The organism is Actinoplanes sp. TFC3 (genome assembly GCF_001553785.1).
Lineage (GTDB): Bacteria > Actinomycetota > Actinomycetes > Mycobacteriales > Micromonosporaceae > Actinoplanes.
Genome location: NZ_LOJP01000001.1, coordinates 514,660 through 539,333, shown reverse-complemented (window position 1 = coordinate 539,333; position 24,674 = coordinate 514,660). Strand labels below are relative to the sequence as shown.

The 24,674-nt window shown below is 70.0% G+C and carries 18 protein-coding genes and 1 pseudogene; 9 read left to right on the top strand and 10 right to left on the bottom strand.

Annotated features, from left to right (window positions below):
- Nucleotides 1–93: 93 nt before the first annotated feature.
- Nucleotides 94–2,274, bottom strand: a complete 2,181-nt coding sequence (locus tag TFC3_RS02435; RefSeq protein ID WP_153040400.1) for a glycoside hydrolase family 9 protein — start codon at nucleotides 2,272–2,274, stop codon at nucleotides 94–96.
- Nucleotides 2,275–2,444: 170 nt separating this feature from the next.
- On the opposite strand from TFC3_RS02435, the gene TFC3_RS02430 reads away from it, so the two are divergent.
- Nucleotides 2,445–3,761 (top strand): hemolysin family protein, encoded by a 1,317-nt coding sequence (locus TFC3_RS02430; RefSeq protein ID WP_067494980.1) that lies wholly within the window; start codon nucleotides 2,445–2,447, stop codon nucleotides 3,759–3,761.
- Between the two features lie 43 nt (nucleotides 3,762–3,804).
- Here the strand turns inward: TFC3_RS02430 and TFC3_RS02425 are convergent.
- From TFC3_RS02425 to TFC3_RS02415, 3 genes and pseudogenes are all read right to left on the bottom strand, one after another.
- Nucleotides 3,805–4,551: pseudogene (locus TFC3_RS02425) on the bottom strand (NAD-dependent deacetylase).
- A 46-nt stretch (nucleotides 4,552–4,597) separates the two neighbouring features.
- Complete coding sequence (locus TFC3_RS02420; RefSeq protein ID WP_067494977.1) at nucleotides 4,598–5,014, bottom strand: hypothetical protein; 417 nt, start codon at nucleotides 5,012–5,014, stop codon at nucleotides 4,598–4,600.
- Nucleotides 5,015–5,258: 244 nt separating this feature from the next.
- Nucleotides 5,259–6,062, bottom strand: coding sequence for a SigB/SigF/SigG family RNA polymerase sigma factor (locus TFC3_RS02415; RefSeq protein ID WP_067494973.1), 804 nt, complete (start codon nucleotides 6,060–6,062; stop codon nucleotides 5,259–5,261).
- Between the two features lie 134 nt (nucleotides 6,063–6,196).
- Between TFC3_RS02415 and TFC3_RS02410 the strand changes: the two genes are divergently transcribed.
- The 3 genes from TFC3_RS02410 (at nucleotide 6,197) to uxaC (ending at nucleotide 9,722) form a co-directional block, all read left to right on the top strand.
- Nucleotides 6,197–6,787, top strand: a complete 591-nt coding sequence (locus TFC3_RS02410) for a nucleosidase (protein ID WP_082771822.1) — start codon at nucleotides 6,197–6,199, stop codon at nucleotides 6,785–6,787.
- 91 nt (nucleotides 6,788–6,878) lie between these two features.
- The gene (gene fdhA / locus TFC3_RS02405) at nucleotides 6,879–8,117 is read left to right on the top strand and encodes a formaldehyde dehydrogenase, glutathione-independent (protein WP_067494970.1); all 1,239 of its coding nucleotides are present in this window, start codon (nucleotides 6,879–6,881) and stop codon (nucleotides 8,115–8,117) included.
- A gap of 186 nt (nucleotides 8,118–8,303) precedes the next feature.
- Nucleotides 8,304–9,722, top strand: a complete 1,419-nt coding sequence (gene uxaC, locus TFC3_RS02400; RefSeq protein ID WP_082772347.1) for a glucuronate isomerase — start codon at nucleotides 8,304–8,306, stop codon at nucleotides 9,720–9,722.
- Between the two features lie 60 nt (nucleotides 9,723–9,782).
- Here the strand turns inward: uxaC and TFC3_RS02395 are convergent, their stop codons facing one another.
- The 3 genes from TFC3_RS02395 to TFC3_RS37725 form a co-directional block, all read right to left on the bottom strand.
- Nucleotides 9,783–10,955 (bottom strand): glycosyltransferase, encoded by a 1,173-nt coding sequence (locus TFC3_RS02395; protein ID WP_067494964.1) that lies wholly within the window; start codon nucleotides 10,953–10,955, stop codon nucleotides 9,783–9,785.
- A gap of 24 nt (nucleotides 10,956–10,979) precedes the next feature.
- Nucleotides 10,980–11,288 (bottom strand): hypothetical protein, encoded by a 309-nt coding sequence (locus TFC3_RS02390; RefSeq protein WP_153040067.1) that lies wholly within the window; start codon nucleotides 11,286–11,288, stop codon nucleotides 10,980–10,982.
- Between the two features lie 81 nt (nucleotides 11,289–11,369).
- On the bottom strand, nucleotides 11,370–11,513 hold the full coding sequence (locus TFC3_RS37725; RefSeq protein ID WP_161952517.1) for a hypothetical protein: 144 nt from the start codon (nucleotides 11,511–11,513) through the stop codon (nucleotides 11,370–11,372).
- A 659-nt stretch (nucleotides 11,514–12,172) separates the two neighbouring features.
- Between TFC3_RS37725 and TFC3_RS02385 the strand changes: the two genes are divergently transcribed.
- The 3 genes from TFC3_RS02385 to TFC3_RS02375 all read left to right on the top strand — a co-directional run bounded on the left by TFC3_RS02385 (nucleotide 12,173) and on the right by TFC3_RS02375 (nucleotide 16,926).
- A complete protein-coding gene (locus TFC3_RS02385; RefSeq protein WP_236717948.1) occupies nucleotides 12,173–14,041 on the top strand; it encodes a substrate-binding domain-containing protein in 1,869 nt (622 codons plus the stop codon).
- A gap of 569 nt (nucleotides 14,042–14,610) precedes the next feature.
- On the top strand, nucleotides 14,611–15,609 hold the full coding sequence (locus TFC3_RS02380; RefSeq protein ID WP_067494958.1) for a LacI family DNA-binding transcriptional regulator: 999 nt from the start codon (nucleotides 14,611–14,613) through the stop codon (nucleotides 15,607–15,609).
- 198 nt (nucleotides 15,610–15,807) lie between these two features.
- A complete protein-coding gene (locus TFC3_RS02375) occupies nucleotides 15,808–16,926 on the top strand; it encodes an AI-2E family transporter (RefSeq protein ID WP_067494954.1) in 1,119 nt (372 codons plus the stop codon).
- Between the two features lie 85 nt (nucleotides 16,927–17,011).
- Here TFC3_RS02375 and TFC3_RS02370 read toward each other — a convergent pair whose 3' ends face one another.
- Entirely contained in the window at nucleotides 17,012–19,267 is a 2,256-nt protein-coding gene (locus TFC3_RS02370) for a catalase (protein WP_067494950.1), read from the bottom strand.
- Between the two features lie 91 nt (nucleotides 19,268–19,358).
- Nucleotides 19,359–20,327 carry a hypothetical protein gene (locus TFC3_RS02365; protein WP_067494947.1) on the bottom strand — a complete coding sequence of 323 codons (969 nt, stop codon included), beginning with the start codon at nucleotides 20,325–20,327 and terminating at the stop codon, nucleotides 19,359–19,361.
- A 219-nt stretch (nucleotides 20,328–20,546) separates the two neighbouring features.
- Between TFC3_RS02365 and TFC3_RS02360 the strand changes: the two genes are divergently transcribed.
- On the top strand, nucleotides 20,547–22,796 hold the full coding sequence (locus tag TFC3_RS02360) for a glycoside hydrolase domain-containing protein (protein ID WP_067494945.1): 2,250 nt from the start codon (nucleotides 20,547–20,549) through the stop codon (nucleotides 22,794–22,796).
- Nucleotides 22,797–22,807: 11 nt separating this feature from the next.
- Complete coding sequence (locus TFC3_RS02355) at nucleotides 22,808–23,392, top strand: hypothetical protein (RefSeq protein WP_082771821.1); 585 nt, start codon at nucleotides 22,808–22,810, stop codon at nucleotides 23,390–23,392.
- Between the two features lie 63 nt (nucleotides 23,393–23,455).
- Here TFC3_RS02355 and TFC3_RS02350 read toward each other — a convergent pair whose 3' ends face one another.
- Nucleotides 23,456–24,652 (bottom strand): cysteine desulfurase-like protein, encoded by a 1,197-nt coding sequence (locus TFC3_RS02350; protein ID WP_067494943.1) that lies wholly within the window; start codon nucleotides 24,650–24,652, stop codon nucleotides 23,456–23,458.
- Nucleotides 24,653–24,674: the final 22 nt, after the last annotated feature.

Here is a 24,674-nt window from a genome sequence, read left to right as displayed (position 1 = left end):
GCGGTCAGAAGGGTGTTGATGTCTGTCGTCACAAACGGATCATCGACACCCTTCGTCATGCCCACGACTCAGGGGTAGTTAGGACTTACTCGTCTAGCGCTGGGCCGCGGCGAAGGTCGCCATCCAGGCCAGCGCCGAGTTCCAGTTGATGGTCAGCTCGTTGGTGGACCAGGACTGAATGTCGTCGATGTAGCAGAACTGCCCGACGCAGCCGGCCAGTTTGCTCTGCGCCAGCGGGTCCTGCAGCGACGAGTTGGCCCCGCCGGCCAGCGAGCCCTTCGGCGGGTTGGGCAGCGCCGGGTCGAGCTGGTGGGCGTACCACCGGCTGTGCTGGTTGTGGGAGGTGACTTCGCCGTAGCCGGTGACGTAGGACTGGTTGAGCGCGTTGCGGCCGAGGATGTAGTCCATGGCTTCCAGCGCGGCGGTGCGGTACTTGGCGTGCCCGGTCAGTTCGTACGCCGAGGCGAGGACCTGGGCGTTGTTCAGCACCGTGCTGTTGGAACCCCAGTCCCACAGGTTGTTCGCGGGGGCGTACGGGACGCCGTACGGGTGGGCCTGCTGGATCGCCAGGTACTTCTCGGCACCGCGCACCACCGACGCCTTGACCTGCGCGCGGCCGGGCAGGTTGCTGGGCAGCAGGGCCAGGTCGAGGCGGCCCGCGGCGGCGGTGTTGCCCCAGTCGAACGCGCCGGTGCCGAAGATGTCCTCGGTGTGCACCGGGGAGGTCAGCACATAGTCGCGGTAGTGCTTGTCGCGCGTGGTCAGGTACAGCTCCGCGGCCGCCCAGTAGAAGTCGTCGTCCACGCGAGCGTCGTTGTAGGCGCCGCCGCCGGTGCTGTCGGAGTCCGGGGCCAGCCGGTCCGGGTTGGCCTGCGCCGCGGTGAACGCCGTGCGGGCCGCGGCCAGGGCCATGCGGGCGTACGCCGGGTCGTAGCGGCGGTAGACGCGGGCGGCCTGCGCGGCGACGGCGGCGAGGTTGAGCGTCGCGGCGGTCGACACCGGGTGCAGTTCGCGCTGCTGGGGGTCGAGGTGCGGCAGCAGCGGCAGACCGGTCCAGGCCGCGTCATGGATCTTGTGGTGCACCATCCCGGCGTCCGGGTGCCCGGCCGGAACCTGCATCTTGAGCAGGAAGTCGAGTTCCCAGCGGACCTCGTTGAGCACGTCGGGGGTGCCGTTGCCGCTCTCCGGGATCGCCAGCGCGGGCATCGGGGCGTGCCGCTGCTCGTACGCGCTGAGCACCTGCCACACCGAGATGCCGCCGTTCACCACGTACTTGCCGTGGTCCCCGGCGTCGTACCAGCCCCCCGTCACGTCCAGGGTGTAGTCGCAGACGCCGGGCTGGCAGGGCACGGCGCCGTCACCCTTGTTCGGGGCCACGTCGACGTGCCCGGCCGGGCGGGCGTAGCCGGGGCGCAGGTCGTCGCGGATCTCGATGCCGCTGCGCTGGGTGTAGTAGAACTTCAACGAGTCGCGCTGCAGCTGCCGGTACGCGGTGGTGTCCACATCGAACGGCCGGCTGGTCTCGCCGTCGGCGCTGAGCGTGTAGCCGGTGCCCCGGATGCGGTAGCCACTGAAGTCGATGGAGTGCGCGTTCTGCCCGGAGGACACGTCGACCCCACGTGGCGTGGTGCGCCCGCGCGCGACGATCCTGCCGGCGGCGTTGGCGAGTCGCCAGGGCAGCGCGGTGGTGGCGGTGGTGACCAGCGTCGCGCGTTTGGGGCCGCCGGGCAGGTAGCCGATCTGGTTGACGCGCACGCGCGGCCCGGTGTCGGGCACGTAGACCTCCGGCGGCACGCCACCGAGCAGCGAGACGTCGTCGAGGCAGAAGGTCCAGGGTTCGGCGCTGCCACCGACCTGCAGGGCCACTTGCGCACTGCTGGTGGTCACGCCCGCTTGGAAGGTGTACGAGAAAGCACTCGCGGTGCTGGTCAGCGCGGGTGCCGCCGCGAAGTAGGTGTCGTAGGGCGCGGTGGACAGGCCCACTATTGCTCGTACCGGATGATCGCCGGAGGCCGTGAAGGAGAACCGGTAGTTCTCGCCCGCGACCAGGTCGAGGTCGTTCTGCCCGATCGCCACGTCCCAGCGGTTGACCGTGCCGCCGGGCACGGTGATGCAGGCCTGCCCGCTGCTGACGTCGATGGTGGTGCCGCCGTTGGACCACCACGGCGCGGTGCCGGCGCTGAAGCCGCCGTTGACAACTTGTTCCACCTCGGCAGCCTGTTTTCCGGCGGCGGCCCGTTCTGCCGCGGCGGCTTGGGCCGGCAGGGAGGGCATAACGGACAGAGTAGCCGCGACGGCGGCGGCGAACCCCACGATTCGTTTCACGGGCAGATCTCCTTGGGAGCGCTTCCAACGATCGATCGGTGCAGATATGGTGGAACCTCAGTGACGCGCTGTCAACCTTGCTGAGAACGACTATCAGCTTCGTCGGCTAGCGTTGCGGCGTGGGAAGTTACGGCTGGCAGATCGTTCTCGTGGTGGTTCTCGTCCTGCTCAACGCGGTGTTCGCGGGCAGCGAGATGGCTCTGGTGTCGCTGCGCGAGAGCCAGTTGCAACGCCTGGAACGCGAGACCCGCACCGGCAAGACGCTGGCCGCGCTGGCCCGTGACCCCAACCGCTTCCTGGCCACCATCCAGATCGGCATCACCCTCGCGGGCTTCCTGGCCTCGGCCTCCGCGGCCGTCTCGCTGGCCCAGCCGCTGATCGAGCCGCTGAGCTTTCTGGGCGGCGCCGCCGAGCCCGGCGCGATCGTGGTCGTTACCGTGATCCTGACCTTCTTCACCCTCGTGGTCGGCGAGCTGGCCCCCAAGCGGATCGCCATGCAGCGCTCCGAGGGCTGGGCATTGCTGGTCGCCCGCCCGCTCGACGTGCTGGCCAGGGCCTCACGCCCGGTGATCTGGCTGCTCGGCAGAACCACCGACGTGGTGGTGCGGCTGACCGGCAACAACCCGCACGCTGCGCGTGAGGAGGTCAGCGCCGAGGAGATCCGCGACATGGTCGAGGCCCAGCAGGAGTTCTCGGCCGAGCAGCGCACCATCATCTCCGGGGCGTTCGAGATCGCCGACCGCAGGCTGCGCGAGATCCTTGTCCCGCGCCGCGACGTGCTGGTGCTGCCCGGCGACCTGAGCGCCCAGCACGCCCTTGACCGGCTCGTGGCCGGCGGGCACTCGCGCGCCCCGGTGGCCGGCCCGGTCGGGCTGGACGACGTGCTGGGCGTGGTGCATCTGCGCGATCTGATCGGCGCGACCGGCGTGGTAGGCGACCACATGTTCACCCCGCTGTTCCTGCCCGAGACGCTCAAGGTCTCCGACGCCATGCTGCAACTGCGCACCCAGCGCCAGCAGCTCGCGCTGGTCGTCGACGAGCGCGGCGCCATCGACGGCATCGTCACCATGGAGGACCTGGTCGAGGAGGTGATCGGCGAGATCTACGACGAAACCGACAGCGACGTGCAATCGGTGATCCACGAGGACGACGGCGCGATGCTGCTGCCCGGCACCTTCCCGATCCACGACCTGCCCGACATCGGCGTGGACACCGACGACCTGGAGGGCGGCGACTACACCACGGTTGCGGGCCTGCTGCTGGCCCGGCTGGGGCACATCCCGACCGCCCCGGGCGAGATCGTGCACCTCGACGCGCACACCGCCGAGGTCACCCGGATCGCCGGGCGCGCCATCACCCAGCTCCGGCTGCGTAAGGCTCCGGCCGCAGAGCCCGCCGCCGTCCCAGCGCCCGCACCGTCAGCGCGAAACACCTGAGCACCACCCCGGCCGCGCTCACCGCCGTCCAGCCGCCGGCCCGCTACAGGCTTGCGGCGACAGCGGGCAGCACCTCAGCAGCCGAACCGCGCAGATTGATCCGGGCCACCTCATCCAACGGAGTCGCCTGCGGGTTGACCTGGATAACGGCCCCGCCCAGCTTCGCCGTGACCTGTGGGATCTCAGCCGCCGGATGGACCACCCCCGACGTACCCACGCTGATCAGCACATCAGCGTCAGCCGCCGCCTCGACAGCCGCCTGCAAGGTCTCAGCAGGCAGAGGCTCGCCGAACCAGACCACGCCCGGCCGGATCGGGGCGCCGCAGCGCTCGCACGGCGGCGGCGTGTGGCGGCTGGGCTCGCCCTCGGGCAGCGGCGGGAGCGGGGCGGGGTGCGCGCAGGCCGAGCAGCGCGGCGTGAACAGGCTGCCGTGCAGGTGCAGCAGGTTGCTTGTGCCGGCGCGTTCGTGCAGGTCGTCGACGTTCTAGGTGATCACGGTGGCGTGCGGGGCGTGCCCGGCGATGCGGGCGGCGGCGAGGTGGCCGGGGTTGGGCTCGACCGCACGGGCCAGGGCGCGGCGCCACTCGTACCAGCCCCAGACCAGCGCCGGGTCGGCCGCGAACGCCTCGGGGGTGGCCAGCTTGGCCGCGTCGAACTGGGCCCACAGCCCGGTCAGGGCGTCGCGGAACGTCGGCACCCCGCTTTCCGCCGAGATGCCCGCCCCGGTGAAGATGACCACCCGCTGAGCCACGCGCAGCAGCTCGGCGGCTTCCAGTACTGCCTGGTTCATCCGCCGAGCTTGCCAGCCCGGCGGATCAACGCGCCACCGGGTTTGGCTACTCCCACTCGCCCCGCGTCGGCAGCGCCAGCGTGGTGCTCTTGTGGGTCCTGGTCACGGTGACCTTGACCTGCGCGAACACCTTCTGGTGGCGCGGGGTGGAGCGGACCTTGCTGAAGGTCAAGGTGACCTTGTCGGACTTGTAGTTGCCGTCGGCGCAGGACGGCTTGCAGGTGTTGACCCGCTGCACCGCGGTGGCGGCGCCGGTCGTGGCGGTGAGCTTGGTCCAGTGCACCGAGGTGAACTCGACATCCTTGTACGGCCGGAAGGTGGCCGGCTTGACCTTCACCTTGGCCGGCGTGACCCCGTAGTCGACGATCACTGCGGGCTTGGCGGCGGCCGCAGCCGGCACTGCGCTCACGGCGCCCGAGAAAGCCACCGCACACGTGGCAACGGCCAGAACACGCTTCAACATCGAACTTCCCCCGATCAGTTGGTGTCCGCCGATCGTGGCAGCTCGGCGCCCCCGACCGGCGGTGCGATCACCGGGTTGGCGCGGATGGGGGAGAAAAGACGCCGGGGCGCTGGGCGATCCGGTTCCTCGCAGATCGACGATGCCGTCGCGTCGCCGGCCATCCAGCTCACCCACGCCGGAACGGTACGCCCACAACTGAGCCGCCACCCCGGGCATCCCGGGATGGCGGCAGCAGCGAAAGTGATCAGGCAGCGAAGTCGAGGTTGCCGCGCAGCTTGGTCAGCGCCTTGGTCAGCAGGCGGGAGACGTGCATCTGGGAGATGCCGATCTGGTCCGCGATCTGCGACTGGGTCAGGTTGCCGTAGAAGCGCAGCGTGATGATCTTGCGCTCGCGCTCGTCCAGCGTGGCCAGGGCGGGGCCCAGCGCGGCGCGGGTCTCGGCCAGCTCGAACTCGTGGTCCTCGCCCCCGAGGGTGTCGCCCAGTTCGGTGCTGCCGTCGGCGCTGATCGGGGTGGACAGGCTGGTCGCGTTGTAGGCGCGGGCACCCTCCAGGCCCTCGAGCACCTCTTCCTCGGTGATCTCGAGGTGCTCGGCGATGTCGGTCACCGTCGGCGAGCGGCCCAGCGAGTGGGTCAGGTTGGTGTTCGCCGCGGTGATCGCCAGGCGCAGCTCCTGCAGGCGCCGGGGCACCCGGATCGACCAGGTGCGGTCCCGGAAGTGCCGCTTGATCTCGCCGATGATGGTCGGGATGGCAAAGCCGGCGAACTCGACGCCACGGTCGGCCTCGAACCGGTCGACCGCCTTGATCAGGCCGATGACCGCGACCTGGACCAGGTCGTCGAGCGGCTCGCCGCGCCCGGCGTAGCGGTTGGCCAGGTGCCGTGCCATGGGCATCCACGCCTCGATGGCGCGCTCGCGGATCCGGGACCGGGACGGGTGCGTGGCGGGCATGGCGGCGAAGGCCGCGATCAACTCGCTCGCACGGTCCGTCGTCGCCGTCTGGTCAGCAGCGACCTCGCTGTCGATCGGGGCAGCGATAACGGTCATGGAGGAACTCCTTAGGCACGGTCAATCTGACGAGATGCCTATTGCCCGCCCGCCCACCATGGTCAAACTCACCCGTTCGGCCACATCCGGATCACCAAACGGATGATCCCTGGGCGTCTGCCTACAATCGCCGCGTGAATCTGATCGGAACGGTCACCGCCGGCAAACCGCTGCTGGTCATGGCGGTCGAGCTGGAGGCGCAGGCGCTGGACGGCGACCTTCCGGTGCTGCTGACCGGCATGGGCAAGGTCAATGCTGCCCTGTCCGTGGCGGCCGCGCTGGCGACCGGTCCCAAACCGACAGAACTGATCAATCTGGGTACGGCCGGAGCGCTGCGGCCCGGCCTGACCGGCACGCACACCATCGGCACGGTGCTGCAGCACGATCTCGACAGTGAGGTGCTGCTGCGGCTCACCGGCGAGGTCACCGGTCCCCCGCTGCTGGTCGGCGATCCGCAGGGCATCGTGCTGGCCACCGGCGACTCGTTCATCGCCGACCCGGTGACCCGCGACCGGCTGGCCCGCGACGCCTCGCTGGTCGACATGGAGGGCTACGCGGTCGCCGCCGCCGCGCACGCCGCCGGGGTGCCGGTGCGGCTGGTCAAGCACGTCAGCGACGACGCCTCCGAGCACGCCGGCAAGAGCTGGCAGGAGTCGGTGGCCGAGTGCTCGCACGCGCTGGCCGCCTGGCTGGCCGCCAACGTCACGCCCTCACGCGCGGGCTGAATGCCGGTTTGGGCAGCTCCAGTCACTATCGACGGTTCTCCATTCGCCGAGACGCGGGAAACATGGCGTCAACAAGCGGAGGGAGACACCGATGCCAGGCAACAGAGCGGTTGTCTATCAGGGCACGGGCCAGGTGGAGGTCCGCGACACCAGCTATCCGACGTACGAGATGCAGGACGGCCCCGGGGTCAACAAGGCGAACGTCGGGCGCAAGGTCCCGCACGCGGCGATCCTCAAGACCGTCGCGACCAACATCTGCGGCAGCGACCAGCACATGGTCCGCGGGCGCACCACCGCGCCGCAGGGCCTGGTTCTGGGTCACGAGATCACCGGCGAGATCGTCGACATCGGGCCCGGCGTGGAGTACCTGAAGGTGGGCGACATCTGCTCGGTGCCGTTCAACATCTCCTGCGGGAGGTGCCGCAACTGCAAGGAACGCAAAACCGGGGTGTGTCTCAACGTCAACCCGGAGCGGCCGGGCTCGGCGTACGGCTACGTCGACATGGGCGGCTGGATCGGCGGTCAGGCCGAGTACGTGCTGGTGCCCTACGCCGACTGGAACCTGCTCAAGTTCCCCGACCGTGACCAGGCCCTGGACAAGATGCTCGACCTGGCCATGCTCGCCGACATCTTCCCCACCGGCTACCACGGCTGCGTCTCGGCCGGGGTCGGCACCGGCTCGACGGTGTACATCGCCGGCGCCGGACCGGTCGGGCTGGCCGCGGCCACCTCGGCGTTCCTGCTCGGCGCGGCCGTGGTCATCGTCGGTGACCTCAACGAGGACCGGCTGGCCCAGGCCCGCAGCTTCGGCTGCGAAACCGTCAACGTCGCGCAGGGCGAACCCGCCGAGCAGGTACGCCAGATCCTCGGCCGCTACGCCCCGGCGATCGGCGAGCCGCTGGTGGACTCGGCGGTCGACGCGGTGGGCTTCGAGGCGCGCGGGCACGGGCGTGACGCCGCCACCGAGAAGCCGGCCACGGTGCTCAACTCGCTGATGGACCTGACCCGGGCCGGTGGCGCGATCGGCGTCCCGGGCCTGTACGTCACCGGCGACCCGGGCGGCGTGGACGAGGCGGCCAAGGTCGGCTCGCTGTCGCTGCGCCTCGGGCTGGGCTGGGCCAAGTCCCACTCGTTCGTCACCGGTCAGTGCCCGGTGATGAGGTACAACCGCGAGCTGATGATGGCGATCCTGCACGACCGGGTGCAGATCGCCAAGAACGTCAACGCGACGCCGATCCCGCTCAACGAGGCGCCGCAGGGCTACCAGGACTTCGACCAGGGTGCGGCCCGCAAGTATGTGCTCGACCCGCACGGCATGATCCGCACCTGAGGCCCGCCACTCGTTGACTGACGTGCATCGATTTGTCTAGGTTGGCCTGCAAACGCTTGTCGTGCCGGAGGTGCCCCACCCCACGAGCCGGCCCCGACCACCGGCGGATTCCCCCGGACCTACCCGCAGCGCTGTGAACGGGCGTCCGGTCCGTGCTGACGAGCTGCTCGACCTGGAGGGGTGACCGTGCCCGAACCTGTCTTCGCCACCGATCCGGCCGTGCGTGAGCTGGCCGCCGAGCTGCACGCGACGGTCCGGGACCTGCCGCTGATCAGCCCGCACGGGCACGTCGACCCCGCGGTGCTGGCCGACGACGAGCCGTTTCCCGACCCGGCGCACCTGCTGGTCGTGCCGGATCACTATGTGACCAGGATGCTGCTGAGCCAGGGCATCGCGCCCGCGCGGCTGGGCCTGCCGACGCTGACCGGCGAGCCGTCCGAGACCGATGGGCGCGCGATCTGGCGGCTGCTGGCCGGTAACTGGCACCTGTTCCGGGGCACGCCGTCGCGGCTGTGGCTGGAGCGCACCTTTACCACGGTGTTCGGCGTCGGCACCCCGTTGAGCGCGGCCACCGCCAACGAGGTGTACGACGCAATCGCGGCGAAGCTGGCCGAGCCGGCGTTCCGTCCCAGGGCGCTGTTCACCCGGTTCGGCATCGAGGTGCTCGCCACCACCGAATCACCGCTGGACGACCTGTCGCGGCACGCCAAGCTCGCCGCCGACGGCTGGGGCGGCCCGGGTGGCCGGGTGATCACCACGTTCCGCCCGGACGAGGTTGTCGACATGGACCTGCCCGGGTGGGCCGGCAACATCGGGCGGCTGGGCGAGCTGGCGGGCACGGACACGTCCACGTTCGCCGGTTACCTGGACGCCCTGCGCGCGCGGCGGCAGGCATTCATCGCGGCCGGGGCGACCTCGTCGGATCATGGGCATCTGACCGCCTTCACCGCGGAACTGTCACCCGCAGACGCGGAGGCCCTGTTCGCGCGTGGTCTCCGTGGTGAGGCGACGGCGGCCGACGCGGAGGCGTTCCGGGGGCACATGCTCCTCGAGTTCGCGCGCATGTCGATCGACGACGGCCTGGTCCTGCAACTGCACCCCGGCTCGGTGCGCAACCACAACACCTGGCTGCACGAGACGTACGGACGCGACGTGGGCGGCGACATCCCCCAGGCCACCACCTACGTGCACGCCCTGCGGCCGCTGCTGGAGCGCTACGGCAACGACCCCCGGCTCCGCATCGTGCTGTACACGCTCGACGAGACTTCCTTCAGCCGGGAGCTGGCGCCGCTGGCCGGCGGGTATGCCGCGCTGTACCTGGGCGCGCCGTGGTGGTTCCTCGACTCCCCGGACGGGCTGCGGCGCTTCCGCGAGGCGGTGACCGACTCCGCCGGCTTCTACAACACCGCCGGTTTCGTGGATGACACCCGAGCGTTCTGTTCCATCCCGGTACGCCATGACGTCGCCCGCCGCGTCGACGCCGCCTACCTTGCCTCCCTTGTGGTCCAGGGCCGCCTCGCGCCCGACGAGGCCACCGAGACGATCGCCGACCTTGCCTACCATCTGCCCCGCCGGGTTTTCCGGCTGGACGGGATTCAGCGATGACCCGGATCACCGGCGTGGAGGCGGGGTGAAGCCGGCTGTGCGCTGGGTTGGCCGGGTGGTTCAGGCTCCGCGCGAGACGACGGCGAGGATTTCGGCTACCACTTTGTCCGCCGCGTCGGGATGCCCGAGTTCGCTAGCTGCGCGGGCCATTGCCGAACGCCGGGCCGGGTCGACGAGCAACCCGACCAGTTCCTCGCGCAGTCTCTCCGGTGTGGCGCCGTCGCCGTCGAGCATGACCGCTGCGCCCTTGCCGGCGAGGTGCTCGGCCGTGCTGCGCTGCTCACCGCCGGCCGAACTTGCGTACGGGATGAGAATGCACGCCTTGCCGAGGGCGGTGAGTTCCGCGACCGTCCCGGCACCGCTGCGAGCCAGGACGATGTCGGCCGCCGCCAGCACATCCGGCATCGAGTCGTGGATGAAGTCGACCACCCGGTAGCGCTCGGCCAAGGCGGGCGGCAACTGCGCAGCGACCTGTTGCATCTCGGGAAGGCTGAGGCCGCCGCATTGGTGAATGACCTGGCAGTGCGCCAGTACGTCGGGCAGCACAGCGGCAAGAAGACGGTTGATCTGCTGAGCTCCCGCCGCGCCACCGGTCACCACCACAATCGGCTGGCGCGGGTCGAGCCCGAACGCGGCAGCGCCCCTGCCCCGATCCCCGGCGAGTACCTCCGGGCGAATCGGGTTTCCGGTGACGACCGCGCGGTTGCGGGCGCTGTCGCTGAGGTGCTGCAGCGAGGGCTCCTGGCTGAGCAAGATGCGAGTGGCGAAGCGCGCGAGGATGCGATTGGCCAGGCCCAGGCTCAGGGTCTGCTCATGCATCAGGTACGGCACCCCGAACAGCCGCGCCGCCAGCCCGATCGGCACCGACACGTAGCCGCCGGTTGACAGCACGACGGCGGGGCGGTTCCGGGCCACGGTCAGTACCGCCTGGAGGATGCCGATGGGGATCCGGAACGCGTCAACGACGTTGCGGGCGAGTTCGCGCGGTGTCGGCGTGCGGCGCAGCTTGCCGGTGGTGATCGCCTTGAACGGCACCCCGGCCCGGTCGGCGACTTTCTCCTCGAGGCCGCCGTGCACACCGACCCACAGCAGGTCCGGTTCGGTGCCGGCGTTCGCGAGCCGTTCACGCAGAGTGTTGATTGTGGTCAGCGCGGGATAGGTGTGCCCGCCGGTGCCGCCGCCGGTCACCACCATGCGAAGTTTGTGCAGGTGCTGGGCGCTGTAAACGGACATGCTAGCTCCGATGATCGCGGGGCATCACTGCTGCGGACGGTCGTCCAGCGGGGGTGGGCCCGAGGGGTCTTGCGGTGGCGGTAACGGATGGTCCGTGCCGGTGGTTCCTGGGTTGAGGCCCTGAGCCGGCGACAGGTGAGGCGGCTGACCGGGGTACTGCGACGGCCAGGCACTCTGCTGCGCCGCCTGCCGCCGCCGCGACTGGCTGCGGACCAGCGCGAGGATGCCCCAGGTGATTCCACCGACGATGATCAGGCAGCACAGCAGCCGTACGACCAAGAAGCCGACGGCATAGCCCGCCTGGTACGCCGGATCCTCCGCACCTAAGATCATCATTTGATTATCCCCAAGGCCGATCGACAGATCCCATCGCCCCGGCCTTTCCCGCACCGGCCCACGGTACGAGGGCGGCAGCTACCGGCGCCGGCCGGGCAGCTTCTTGCCGATCAGCAACCAGATCGCGTACAGCACACCCGTGACCGCCACGGCAGCCCCCTTGGCGCCATGCACCACGATCAGCGGCGGCGCCGCGGACACCAGGGCAAGCGCAAGTGCCATCCGATGCGGCGGCAGTTTCTGCGGCCCTCGCCGGACCGCGTGCGGCCTCGACCGGACCGCCCGAGGGGCTTGCTCGTCGTCGGTCTCGGGCTCGATGGAGGGTGTTGGCCCGGCTGGCGCGGCGGACGTTGAGGGCGAAGACACGGTCGACGGAGCCGGCGGGGCACCGTGGGCATCCGCAGCGTGACCGGGGATGGCGGGGGTCTGCCCGCGATCCTCCGCCTCGGCGTCCCGGCCCGCTGCCGCGACGTCATCCGATGGTTGCGCCACGTGCCTCCAACGATCGTCCGACTCTCTGCGACCCTACCGCCCCCGCCGAACCGCCCCGATCGGACCCGCCCAGGCCACCGCCTTCGTGCCGCTGACCGGGCCGATCGGTCCGCCCCGACCGCTCGGGAACGCGTTGCGTCGCTCGACTGCCGAGACCTCGCTCCGAGCGCCCAGAGCAGGGCAGAATGTCGCAATAGCCAGAGGCAGGGAGGACCGGAGGGCGTCGCTCTGATCGCAGCCTCTGGGCAGCGGCTGCCGCCAACTGCTCCACATTCACGGCACCACGGCGAAACCAACCGTGTGACAGGCATCGCTTTTGATCCCTGCGCGCGAGTTTCGCGGCGCGCCCGGCGCCGCGTTACCCTTCCGACCTGAGCGCACAGTCATCGATGGAACGGGGCCCTACGGTGTGGATCACGGTCGGCATCGCACTCGCGCTCGTGCTGGTTGCGGGCGTGGCAGTGCTGCTCGCGGTGCGGGCCCGGCGTGCGCGGGCAGCCCGGGAGCAGGCCGCCGCCGCGGCAGCACGCACCGACCCGTTCGCGCGGCCGCCGAAGCGCGTCGGCCTGGCCCCGCCCGCCGAGGTCCAGCGCTTCCCTCCCCCACCAGCGGTCCGGCCGTTGTACGTGCCGATGTGGCGCCGGGCGCGCTGGGTGATCGCCGCGGTGGTTGTCCTGCTGCTGTTCGGCATCGCCGGCGTAGTCGCGTTCGGCAGCCGTCTGGGCGGAAACGAAAAGCCAGTCGCCGCCCCGGCCACCTGCGCAGAAGCGCGTCTCCGGGTCTCCGCCGCACCTGAGATCGCGCCGGTGGTGCAACAGGCCGCGCGCACCATCAACCCCGGCGGCGCCGCATGTGGACCGGTATCGGTCACCGCCGAGGAACCCGCCGTCACCGAGTCCGCCGCTACCAAGCCGGACGTGTGGATCCCGTCGAGCAGCGCCTGGCTGACGCTTGCCGGGGCGGACGGCAGCACATACGAGGCGAAGGGCGAGCCGCTCGCGTACTCCCCGATCGTGCTCGCCGGTCCGGAAGCGATCGCGAAGCTCTACGTCAAGAACAAGCGGACGTCCTGGGCGGCCGTGGTCGACGGTTTGGCCAAGCACCGCATCCCCGCGGTCAGCATGCCGGACCCGATGCGCAGCTCGGTCGGATTGTTGTCGGTGCACGCGGTGCACGCGGCGATGGGCCGCACCACGCCGGACGCCGGGATGGCCCAGTTGCGCGCGCTCACCCTGCGCAGCCGGCTCAAGGACCCGGCCTTGGACCCGGCGGCAGCGCTGTCGAAGGATGCGGGCGCCGCCGACGAGACCACTGCGGTGTACGACGTCGGCATCTTCCCGATCACGGAGCAGCAACTGGCGGCGTACTCCAAGGACAAGCACGAGGTCACGCTGACCGGCGCCGCCCCGGTCGACGGGGTGGCCGAAACGGACTACCCGTACGCGATCGCGCGGAAGACCACCGAGAGGGGCCTGGCCGACCAGTTGCGGGCCGCGATCACCAAGCAGGCGATCACCGGGGCCGGCTTCCGGACCGAGCCCGCCAAGCAGGCCGTCAAGCTGCCCGGCCAGACCGACGAGTTGCTCGCCCCGGCGTTGCAATGGTCGCAGTACCAGTCGAAGACGTTCCAGGTGCTGCTGATGATCGACACGTCCGGCTCGATGAACCAGAAGGTGGTGGCCAAGGACGGGCGTACGACCACGAAGGCGGCTCTGCTGCGCGAGTCCGGCCTGAGTGCGAACCAGCTGTTCGGCGAGGACACCAGCATCGGGATGTGGTTCTTCTCCACCCCGTCGCCGAGCAGCCCGGCGCATCGCGAGGCCGTCCCGGTCGGCCCGCTCACCGCTCAGGTGAACGGCAAATCCCGGCGCGACACCATGGGCGCGGCGATCGCCGGCTACAAGGCCACCAATGACGCGGGCACACCGCTGTTCCGCACCGTCCTGGACGGTCAGGAGGCAATGCGCGCGGAGGCCCAGCCGGGCACGGTCACCCTCGCCGTGGTTCTCACCGACGGCCGCGACGAACAGTCCCGCTACGCGATGTCCCGCGACGATTTCCTGGCCGAACTGAACCGCACCCGCGACCCGGAACGACCGGTACCCATCCTGGCGATGGGCTACGGCGCGGACGCGGACATGCAGTCCCTCGACGCCATGGCCAAGGCAACCGGCGGCAAGGCGATCCCGGCAAACAACCCGGCCGACGTCGCTTCGGCCATCGCGCAAGCCTTCCTGGCCGCCCACGCACCGAGGTAGCGTGGACGAGCGGATTGCCTTGATCTGGTTCTCCGCTTGCCCCGCGCGTTGGAGAACGTGAGGTCGACGCCGGCCGTCGAGGCGGACTCCTGAATGGACCTGGTGTTCGCGGTGCGCCAGCCACTTTCCGCTCCGACCTGGAGAAGCCCAAGGTCAGCTTGCCGTCGCCGCTACCCCCGCCGGCGTCGTCACCTCCGCAGCCGGCCGGCAGGCCACTCGGCACCGCTGCGGCGATCTTTTCGCCACCACACCCTCCTGGCGGGGTTTGTCAGCGTTCCCAGAAGATGGGCGGGCAGGTCCCCGGACAGCCCGGAATCGGCCACGGCCATCGAGCTGATCAACGGTGTGACTCGCATCACCTCGATGTCACAGGTGTTACCGCTCCCAGATCCAGCGTCCGAAGTCGATATCCGTCCGTCACCTTCACCGAGGGTGTCGCTGCGCTACTACACTGTGGCCGATCAATCCTGTGGCGCGCTCGCCGCCACAGCTCAGCAGGCCAGCAGCTCAGGGGGTCGACGTTGGTCCGACAATCGGAACCGGTCTCACCCCGGCCCCGCGGCACGGTCATGCGCGACGTCGCCAAGCTGGCCGGGGTCTCCCACCAGACGGTGTCCCGGGTGCTCAACGAGCATCCGCACGTACGCCAGGAAACCCGTGCGCGAGTGCTGGAAGCGATGCGCTCACTGAACTACCGGCGCAACCTCGCCGCGCGCACGCTGGTCACCCGGCAGTCCAACACGCTGGGCATCCTCGGCTTCGAGACCACGCTGTTCGGCCCGGCGTCCATGCTCTACGGCATCGAGAGCGCCGCCCGAGAGGCCGGCTACCTGGTCAGCATCGCCACCGTGCGCAACCTCGAACGCGCCGACGTGCTCGCCGCCGCTGACCGCCTGGCCGAGCACGCGGTCGACGGCATCATCGCGATCTCCCCCAAACCCGCAGTGACCAACGCCCTGATGCAGGCGCCGGCCGACCTGTACTGCGTGGCCGTGGGCGGCGCCGGTGACGCCGAAGCGGTGCCGACCGTACGCATCGACAACGCGTTCGGTGCCCGTCTGGCCACCCAGCACCTGCTGGACCTGGGCCACCGCACCGTGCACCACGCGGCCGGGCCGGGTGACTGGCCCGAGGCACACGAGCGGATCGAAGGCTGGCGCAGCACCCTGTACGACGCCGGCGCCGTGGTGCCTCCCGTGCACCCGCAGTGGTGGGACGCGGCGTCGGGCTACGACCAGGGCCGCGCACTGGCCGCCGACCCCGGCGTGACCGCGATCTTCTGCGCCAACGACCGGATCGCCCTGGGAGTGCTGCGGGCGTTGCACGAAGCCGGCCGGCGGGTGCCGGAAGAGGTCAGCGTAGTCGGCTTCGACGACATGCCGGACTCCGGGTTCTTCCTGCCGCCGCTGACCACGGTCAGCCAGGACTTCGGCGAACTGGGGCGGCGCAGCCTGGCGCTGCTGCTTGAGCACATGAACCGGCCCACCGATACCGGGCCGGTGGACCACATTGTGGTGCCACCGAAGCTGGTTGTACGGGCCAGCACCGCTGCTCCGCCTGCTCAGTAGGTGGCGCTGCCGTGCGGGATGCTCGCCCAGGGCGAACCGGTCAGGAGCTGAGCGATCGATGGAGCCCGGGGGCTCCGTTCCGCCGGTGGAAGGTGTTCCGTTGCGGGCGCCGCTCCGGGGGGGCCGGCCGGTGCCGGGCCAAGAACACGCGCTACCAGGGCGAACGAGAAATTCAGGTACGGCTCTAGGGTATTGATCATGGCTGGCACGCTGAACCCTCAAAAAACCCGGGCGGCACTGCGCACCTCGGCGCAGTTCTCCTTGCGGATGATCCTGGTCCTGCTCCTGACCGCGGTGGTGCTGTGGTTGCTGGGCAAGGCCTGGTCGGTCATCTGGCCGCTCGTGGTGGCCTTGCTGCTGACCACGCTGACCTGGCCGCCCACCCGGTTGCTGCGCCAGCGCCTCGGGTGGCCGCCGGCGTTGGCCGCCTCTGTGGTCACCCTGCTGTTCCTGCTCATCGGCGTGGGCACCATCGTGCTGATCGTGGTGCCGGTGACCTCGCAGGCGCCGCAGCTGGCCTCCGGCGTCGTCAGCGGCATTCAGCACCTGCGGGAATGGGCGTCCGGCCCGCCGCTCAACATCGGCGACGACCAGGTGACCAGCGTGCTCGATTCGGCCATGACCCGGGTGCAGAACAGCGCCGGGGACATCGTCAACTACACGGTTACCGGCGTCGGCACGGTCGTGAACGGCGTAGTCACCACCGTACTGGCGCTTTTCCTGATGTTCTTCTTCCTCAAGGACGGGCCGCGCTTCCTGCCGTGGCTCACCCGCCAGCTACCGGGCCGCTTCGCCGATGACGTCCCGGCCGTCGCGGCTCGCGGTTGGGACACCTTGGGAGCCTTTGTACGTTCACAAGCATTCGTCGGTCTTCTCGATGCCGTCTTCATCGGCCTCGGTCTGTGGATCGTCGGGGTTCCGCTGGTGCTTCCCCTGGCCGTGCTGACGTTCGTGTCGGCTTTCGTCCCGATCGTGGGCGCGCTGTTCGCCGGCTTCGTGGCCGTACTGATTGCGCTGGTGTCCAACGGCTGGACCGATGCACTGATCATCCTCGGCGTCATCGTGCTGGTGCAGCAGCTCGAAGGCAACGTGTTCCAGCCGATGGTGCAGAGCCGCGGACTGGGCCTGCACGCCGCGGTCGTGTTGCTGGCCGTGACGTTGGGCGGCAGCCTGGCGGGAATCGTGGGTAGCTTGCTCGCGGTGCCGGTGGCGGCGCTGATCGCGGTGGTGTGGACCTACGTGCGCGATCAGCTCAGCGATCCCGATCCCGATCCTGTTCCGCCCGCCGGCCCCGAGCCGGAACGGGCGACCGGATAAGACGCCCGAGCCACGGCCGGTCAGAACTGAAGGCCGAGGACACAAAAGAGCGGGCCCGGCGAACCGGGCCCGCTCAGCGGTCAGGTCAGGCCACAGTGGCCGGGAAGCGTTCCCACACCCGGTGCGCGGGCAGGAGCTGCATCACCGCGGCCAGCGCCTCGGCTCCCGACGCGGCCGAGACCACGCCCGGCGTGCCGCTCACTCCGGCAAGGTCGAGGACCGTCGAGCCCACGCCCCACGCGCCGACCGTCTTGGCGTGCCGCCACGCCTCGTCCACCAGCAGCAACACCCGCGGGTCCACCGGCGCCGGACCGCTGGCACCGGCCTTGGCGTCACGCGCGGGCAGCGCGTCAGGCGCCGGCACCGGTGCCGCACCGAGCAGGATGGCGTCGTACTCTACCGAGCGGGCGGTGGCGAACGTGCGCTGCACCGGCAGGTCACCGATCAGGCCGCCGTGCCCGGCGATCAGCAGCGGAACCATCCCGGCGTCGAACACCGCTCGGCGCACCTCACGCACGTCGCTGAGGTCGCTCGTGTCATCCATCACGATGCCGATGACCCGGCCGTCCGGCGGCCATTCCGCGCCCACCTGCGACAGTGCCGGGCTCGGTGCCTCCTCGGTCAGGGCGATCGCCGGTTCCGGAGCGGTCAGCCCCAGCCCCGTCGCCACCTGCTCGCACAGCACCGGGTCGATGTTGGCCAGGCACTGCAGCTGACGTTCCTTGATCGCCTGCTCGTAGCACTTGCCCAGCTCGAAGGTGTACGCCCGGATGATGTGTTCCTTCTCCACCGGCGACATGCTGGCCCAGAACAGCCGCACCTGGCTGTAGTGGTCGTCGAAGGAGGCCGGGTTCGCGCGCACCTTCGGCGCCTCGGCGACCACCACGGGCACGTCGACGAAGGCGCCCTCCTCGGTCGTGAAGGGGTTGCCCCCATCAAGGGAGTTCGGCCGGTACGGAGCCACGCCCGCGTGCACGGCGTGCTGGTGGAAGCCGTCGCGCAGCATGTCGTTGACCTCGGCGTGCGGGCGGTTGATCGGGATCTGCGAGTAGTTCGGGCCGCCCAGCCGGGTCAGCTGCGTGTCGACGTACGAGAAGAGCCGCCCTTGCAGCAGTGGATCGTTCGTCACGTCGATGCCGGGGGGCAGGTGGCCGAGGTGGAACGCGACCTGCTCGGTCTCGGCGAAGAAGTTGGTGGGCGTGCGGTTGAGCACCAGCTTGCCGACAGCCTGCACCGGCGCCAGCTCCTCCGGCACAATCTTGGTGGGGTCGAGCAGGTCAATGCCCGCGAACGTCTCCTCCGGGGTGTCGGGGAAGACCTGAATGCCAAGTTCCCATTCCGGATATGCCCCCGCTTCGATGGCATCGTAGAGATCGCGGCGGTGGAAGTCGGGGTCGATGCCGGCCAGTAGCTGCGCCTCCTCCCAGTCCAGGGAGTGCACGCCGAGCTTCGGCTTCCAGTGGAACTTCACCAGCGAGGTCTCACCGGAGTCGTTGAGCAGCCGGAACGTGTGGACCCCGAAGCCCTCCATCGTCCGGTACGAGCGCGGGATGCCCCGGTCCGACATGTTCCAGATCGTGTGGTGCTGCGCTTCGGTGTGCAGCGAGACGAAGTCCCAGAACGTGTCGTGCGCGCTCTGCGCCTGCGGGATCTCGCGGTCCGGGTGCGGCTTGCCGGCGTGGATGACGTCCGGGAACTTGATCGCGTCCTGGATGAAGAAGACCGGGATGTTGTTGCCGACCAGGTCGAACGTGCCCTCGTCGGTGTAGAACTTGGTGGCGAATCCCCGGGTGTCACGCACGGTGTCGGCCGAGCCGCGCGACCCCAGCACGGTCGAGAAGCGTACGAAGACCTGGGTCTCCTTGCCCTTCTTCAAGAAACCGGCGCGCGTCACACTCTCCGCAGTCCCGTAAGCGGTGAACACGCCATGCGCACCGGCGCCGCGCGCATGCACCACGCGCTCCGGAATCCGCTCATGGTCGAAGTGCGTGATCTTCTCGCGGAAGTGGTGGTCCTGCATCAGGATCGGCCCGCGCGGCCCGGCCTTCAGCGAGTGATCGGTGTCGCGCAGCCTGGCTCCCTGCGCGGTGGTCAAGTACGCGCCCTGCTGCCCATTGGCGGTAGGCGGAACTCCCGTGGGTGCACCCGTGGGCGTCACCGTCTCGGGCGTGCCCTGCTCATCCTTGGGCGGCAGCGGGGGCACCGGTGTGGTCGGCTCCTCCAGCGGCGCGGGAGCACTTCCCGGCTTCCCAGGTACGTCCGGAGTAAGCGCATCGGCCACCTTCGCCGTGGCCGTCTCGACGGCGTTCTTCACCGCTTTGGCAGGCTTGCTGGCATCCATAAGATCCCGTACCTCCGCTAATGTTCGCTGAACGCGTCCCCGAGTACCCCCACTTCGATCCGGCAAACTTCCCAAAACGATCTTTGTGGGCTCAGTGCGGCAGTGGTTCGGGAGCGGTTCGGCTACCGCGTCCGGCGGGGCGGGTAGTGACCCGGCGGCGACGCAAGGTGCGGCCGGCACGAACCACATGGTCACGGTAAGCGCTTCCCAGGGCGTCGGTCATGGACGCAACAGCCGGGCGGGCGGAGGTAAGGAGCCAGACGCCCGCGGCAGTGGCCAGAGCACAGGCCATGGCCACCATGAAGCCCGCATTACCGCCGCGGAAGTGTTCGCCGAGCAGCACTACGCCTATCGCCGCAGCGGCCAGCGGATTGGCTACCGTGCCAACGGCCAGCGGGGCGGCCAGGCTGTGGCGGTAGGAGCGCTGCGTGAACAGGACACCGGCGATGGTGAGGGCGGTGACGGCCGGGGTGGTCAGGAGGAGCACTTGCGGACGTACCGTCATCGTCTGGGTCAAGGCCGAGGCACTGCCGAAAGCGATCCCACCGGCCGCGGCCGCCGTCAGGCCTCGGGCGTGAGCGGCGGCGAGCGTGAGCGTTGCGGCGGCAATGACCATCACCGTGATCAGGTCCCGGTTGCTCAGCGCGCTACCGCCGGCGGACCCACTCAGCGTGAGCAGGCCGATCAACCCAGCCGCAGTCAGCAGCGCCGCCACCCTCTCACGCCGGCCGATCCGCCCCTGAGCCCCCGCAGCCGCCGCATCCCCCGGCAACGAACCAGACCGCGCCCCAGCAGAGCGCATCAGAGCAGCCAGAGGCACAGCCAGCACCAGCGTCAGCACACCCAGGGCCTGCACCAGCACCAGCGGCCCGAAGCGCAGCGCGGCCACATGCAGCAGCGCGCCCAGCCCGTTGCTGCCCATCGCCAGCCACCAGTGCGGCGTGCGCATCAGCTCGCGCACCGGCAGATCGCCCACGCGTTGCTGCAGCAGCGCGCCGAGCGCATACCCGAACGCTGACACCACGCAGAGTGCCACAACGATCGTCACGGTCCCGTTCATGGCGATCAACCTAGGCGTTCGATGGAGCTTCGCACGTCGGCCGCTGGCGGTAAGTGTGGTGGGGCTGAGTACTACGAGCGTTGTATGCCGGCCGCTGCGAAGAGGCCGATGAAGCTTTCGATACACCTGCTCCGGCGGGACCGCGGCGTGCAATGCCCCCACGGGCGTGCGCGTCCTTAGTAGTGTCCCCTGCGGCAGTTATCGATCGAGAGGAATCCGTTGAGCGCCGAGGTACTAGCGGTACAGCGCTGGGTCAACGCCACCTACCGGACCGTCACCGGCTACGTGGTCATCACCGAGGACGGGATTCCCGGGTCTCAGACGGTGAACGCCCTGACCCGGGCCTTGCAGCACGAACTGGGCCTGACCGCCCTGGCCGACAACTTCGGTCCCGGCACGCTCACCGCGCTCACCGCCCACGGGCCGGTCGGCGCCAGCGAGGCCAACAAGAACATCGTCTTCATCGTGCAGGGCGGGTGCATCCTCAAGGGGTACGACCCCGGCACCCTCGACGGCGTGTGGGGTGCCCGCACCACCTCGGCCATCGCGGCGATGATGACCGACGCCGGGCTCGCCGCCCGGGTCGACGGCACGCTGCAGCCCAAGGTGTTCAAGGCGCTGCTGTCGACGGACAGCTACCTGCTCGTCGCGGGCGGTTCGGCCAGCGTGCGCGCCTCTCAGCAGTGGCTGAACGACCGCTACCTGAACCGCTCGGCGTTCTACGTGCTGTCCTGCGACGGCCAGCGCGGCCGGAACATGCTCACCGCGCTGACGTTTTGCCTCCAGTACGAGGCCGGGCTGACCGACGCGCAGGCCAACGGCAACTTCGGCCCACTGACCCAGAGCGGGCTCAAGGCCAACGGGCTCGTGCAGACCGGCTCGACCGGGCCGTGGGTGCGGTTGTTCAGCGCCGCGCTGTCGTTGTACCCCTCGGCGCAGACGTTCACCGACACGTTCACCGCGGCGCTGGCCACCCAGGTGAAGGCGTTCCAGCGGTTCGTCGCGCTGGCCGAGACCGGCAGCGGCGACTTCGCCACGTGGGCGTCGCTGCTGATCAGCACCGGCGACCAGACCCGCCCGGCCACCGCGCTGGACACCATCATGGAGGTCACCAGCGCCCGGGCCGCCGCGCTCAAGAGTGCCGGATACTCGCTGGTGGGACGGTACCTGACCAACGTCGAGGGCACCTCGCTGGACAAGAAGATCAAGCCGGGCGAGCTGAACACCCTGTTCGGCAACGGGCTGCGGCTGTTCCCGATCTTCCAGACGGCGAACGACTCGGCCGGCTTCTTCAGCTTCAGCCAGGGCTACGCCGACGCGCTGACCGCCCACGACGCGGCGGTCGGCTTCGGCATCGACGCCGGGGCCACGATCTACTTCGCTGTCGACTTCGACGCGACCGACGCCAACGTCGACCAGGGCATCCTGCCGTACTTCCTGGGCGTGGCGGCCGGCCTGCGCGCCAAGGGCAGCCGGTACGGTCACGGCAACTACGGTGCGCGCAACATCTGCAGCCGGCTGTGGCGCGAGGCCTTCACGCTGCGCAGCTTCGTCAGCGGGATCACCTCGGGGTGGACCGGCAACATGGGTTACCCGCTGCCCGACAACTGGCTGCTCGACCAGATCGCCACGGTCGACGTCGGCAGCGGGGACGGGGCGCAGAACATCGACCGGTGCGTGCTGCGGCCGTACGGTGACGTGGGGGAAAGCGCGACCAACTCGCCGGCCGCGACCTTCCAGGAGTTCCTGACCTGGATCGACAAGCTGACGGAGCTGGCGACGGCCTACGGGCAGGGCAACGCGGACACACTGGTGCTGCAGTACCTGCGCGCGGGCCGGCACGATACGTGGCAGGCGCGCCAGCTCAACGGCGCCACGGACGAGGGTTTCCTGGCCTACGTCGGCGCGCGCAACGTCGCGCGCATCCGCACCTTCCGCGATCCGGTGGCCGGCGTTGAGATCGACACGAGCCGCTTCGGCGATGCCACTCTCGGCGCCCTGCAGCCGGGGGTGCGGGCCGATTTCGGCGGCTGGGGCTCCGATTGGGTCGCGCTCTACGGCGACTTCAAACTCAACGCCTCCGGTACGTCCGCAGCAGACTACGCATCGGCCAAGTTCGCCAAGTCCGGTGCTTTCAGCCTGGCTGCCTTCGTCGCCGATGTGGACGCCCACCACGCCGCGGCCGCTCTGCGCTCCGGCACCCGGCTCGCCGCTCACCTGCGTGGCACCGCACCCAAGTCCCGCTTCCGGCGCTTCTTCTCCACCCGCTTCGCCAGCAACGCCGCCACCGCTGCCGCAGCCGCACGCGACGTGCTGACCAGCACAGCTGACACCGCGGTGACCGATGCCCGGACTCGGCTACTGCGGGGACAGGCGAGCACGCCGGTGCCCGCGAACGACGAACTGACCGCCTTCGGCAAGGTCTTCGCCGACCGTCTCGTCGCCCTCGCGTGGGCGGAAGCCAAGTGAAAGGAACCCCGATGCGCCGCCGTACCCTGCTCGCCCTGGGCACATCCTCGCTGGTAGCGGCCCCGCTCGTGGGGTCTGCCGCGGCGCCCGCCTCGCCCTCGCCGCGCCTTTCCCCGCTGATCTCCTCGTCGCTGAGCTCGTTCGTTGTACAGGGCAGCGATGCCACGGTTCGGCTGCGCCCAGGCCCGGCGTCGACGGTGCTGCTGTACGCCGCCCGCCGTTTCCACTACGAGATCGACACGCTGCACCCCGGCGAGGTCGCCTCGGATGCCGCTGGAACATCGGTGACCCTCCGCCCGGCCTGGTACGCCGAAGGAGTAGCCGGAGGGCTGCTCCCCCACCAGGTGGTCGTCGTCCGAGACATCATCGCCGAGTGCGACGGCCTGCTGGCTTGGGGCGGCGACGCTGCCGTCCCCAGCGAGGGCCGGTTCTCGCTGACCGTGGCCCCCGGCGACGCGCAGTTACGGACGCTGGCGAAGCGGTTGAACGGCTTCGAGACCAAGCGGGCGCAGCGAGTGGGGGCCGGGGTGGCGCTGGCGTACACCGAGGCTCGCCGCCGCCGGGCTGAGAAGATCCGGAAGCTTTCCAGGCGGTGAGGTTGTCGCCCCGGGGGCCGGGCTGGTTTGTTCTTGTTCGGCTCCGGGCGTCTCGCCGTCGCTCTAAAGTTTCGCCACCGCCTCGAGCAGCCGGTCCACCTCTTCCCCGGTGTTGTAGTGGTACAAGCTCGCCCGCACCGCGCCGCCGGTCTCCCGCAGCCCGGCCGCCGCGAAGAACTCGACCGCGTAGTAGTCCCCGTTGGACACGCAGATCCCCTGCTCACCGAGGACGCGAGCGGTTTCGGCCGGCTCCTGCCCCGCAACCCGGAACGAGATCGTCGGGCAGCGGTCGGCCGCAGCCGCGAGCACGGTGACGGATTCGATGGCGGCCAGTCCGGTGCGGAGCTGCTCCGCGAGGCCGTTCTCGTACCCGGCCGCCGCGGTCATGCTGGTCAGCAGGCGTTCGCGCCGGGAACCGGCGTGACCGGTCAGACCGGCGAGCTGGTCAACGGCGGCGGTGAGCCCGGCGAGAAGTTCGAAGCTGAGGGTGCCGTATTCGAAACGCTCGGGCACCTGCCGCGGCGATGGCACCAGCTTGACCGGTTCGAGCGTCTCCCAGAGCGCCGGGCCGGCCACCACCGCGGCGTAGTGCGGGCCGGACCATTTGTAGGCGCTGGTCACGTAGAAGTCCGCGCCCAGCTCGCGCACGTCGGTCGGCCGGTGGGCGGTCGCGTGCACGCCGTCGACGTAGGTCAGCGCGCCTGCGGCGTGCGCGATGCCGGCGATCTCCCGGACCGCGGGCACGGTTCCCACGGCGTTGCTGGCCGCGGTCACCGCGACCAGCTTGGTGCGCGGGCCGACGAGGTCCACGTACTGGGCCGCCGGGAGCTCACCGGTGGTGATGTCGACGCCGGCCCACCGCACGGTTGCGCCGGCCGACTCGGCTGCCTGCACCCATGGTCGTACGTTGGCATCGTGGTCCAGGCGGGAGACGACCACCTCGTCACCGGGCCCCCAGCTCTGCGCCAGGGTCCGGGCGACGAGGTAGGTCAGGGCCGTGGCGCTCGGCCCGAACACCACCCCGCGAGGGTCGCCGCCGACCAGATCGGCCACCGCGTCCCGGGCGGCGGCGACGATCTGGCCGGACCGGCGGGCGGGCTCATAGTGGTTGCCCCGGTTCGAGACGGCCGCCTGCATGGCGCCGGAGATCGCCGCGATGACAGCGGCGGCCGGCTGGGTGCCGCCTGCGCCGTCGAAGTGCAGGAATCCCTCCGCGAGCGCGGGGTAACCGGCTCGGACCTGAGCAACGTCGAAGACCATGATTCCTTTTCCGGTGCAGGCG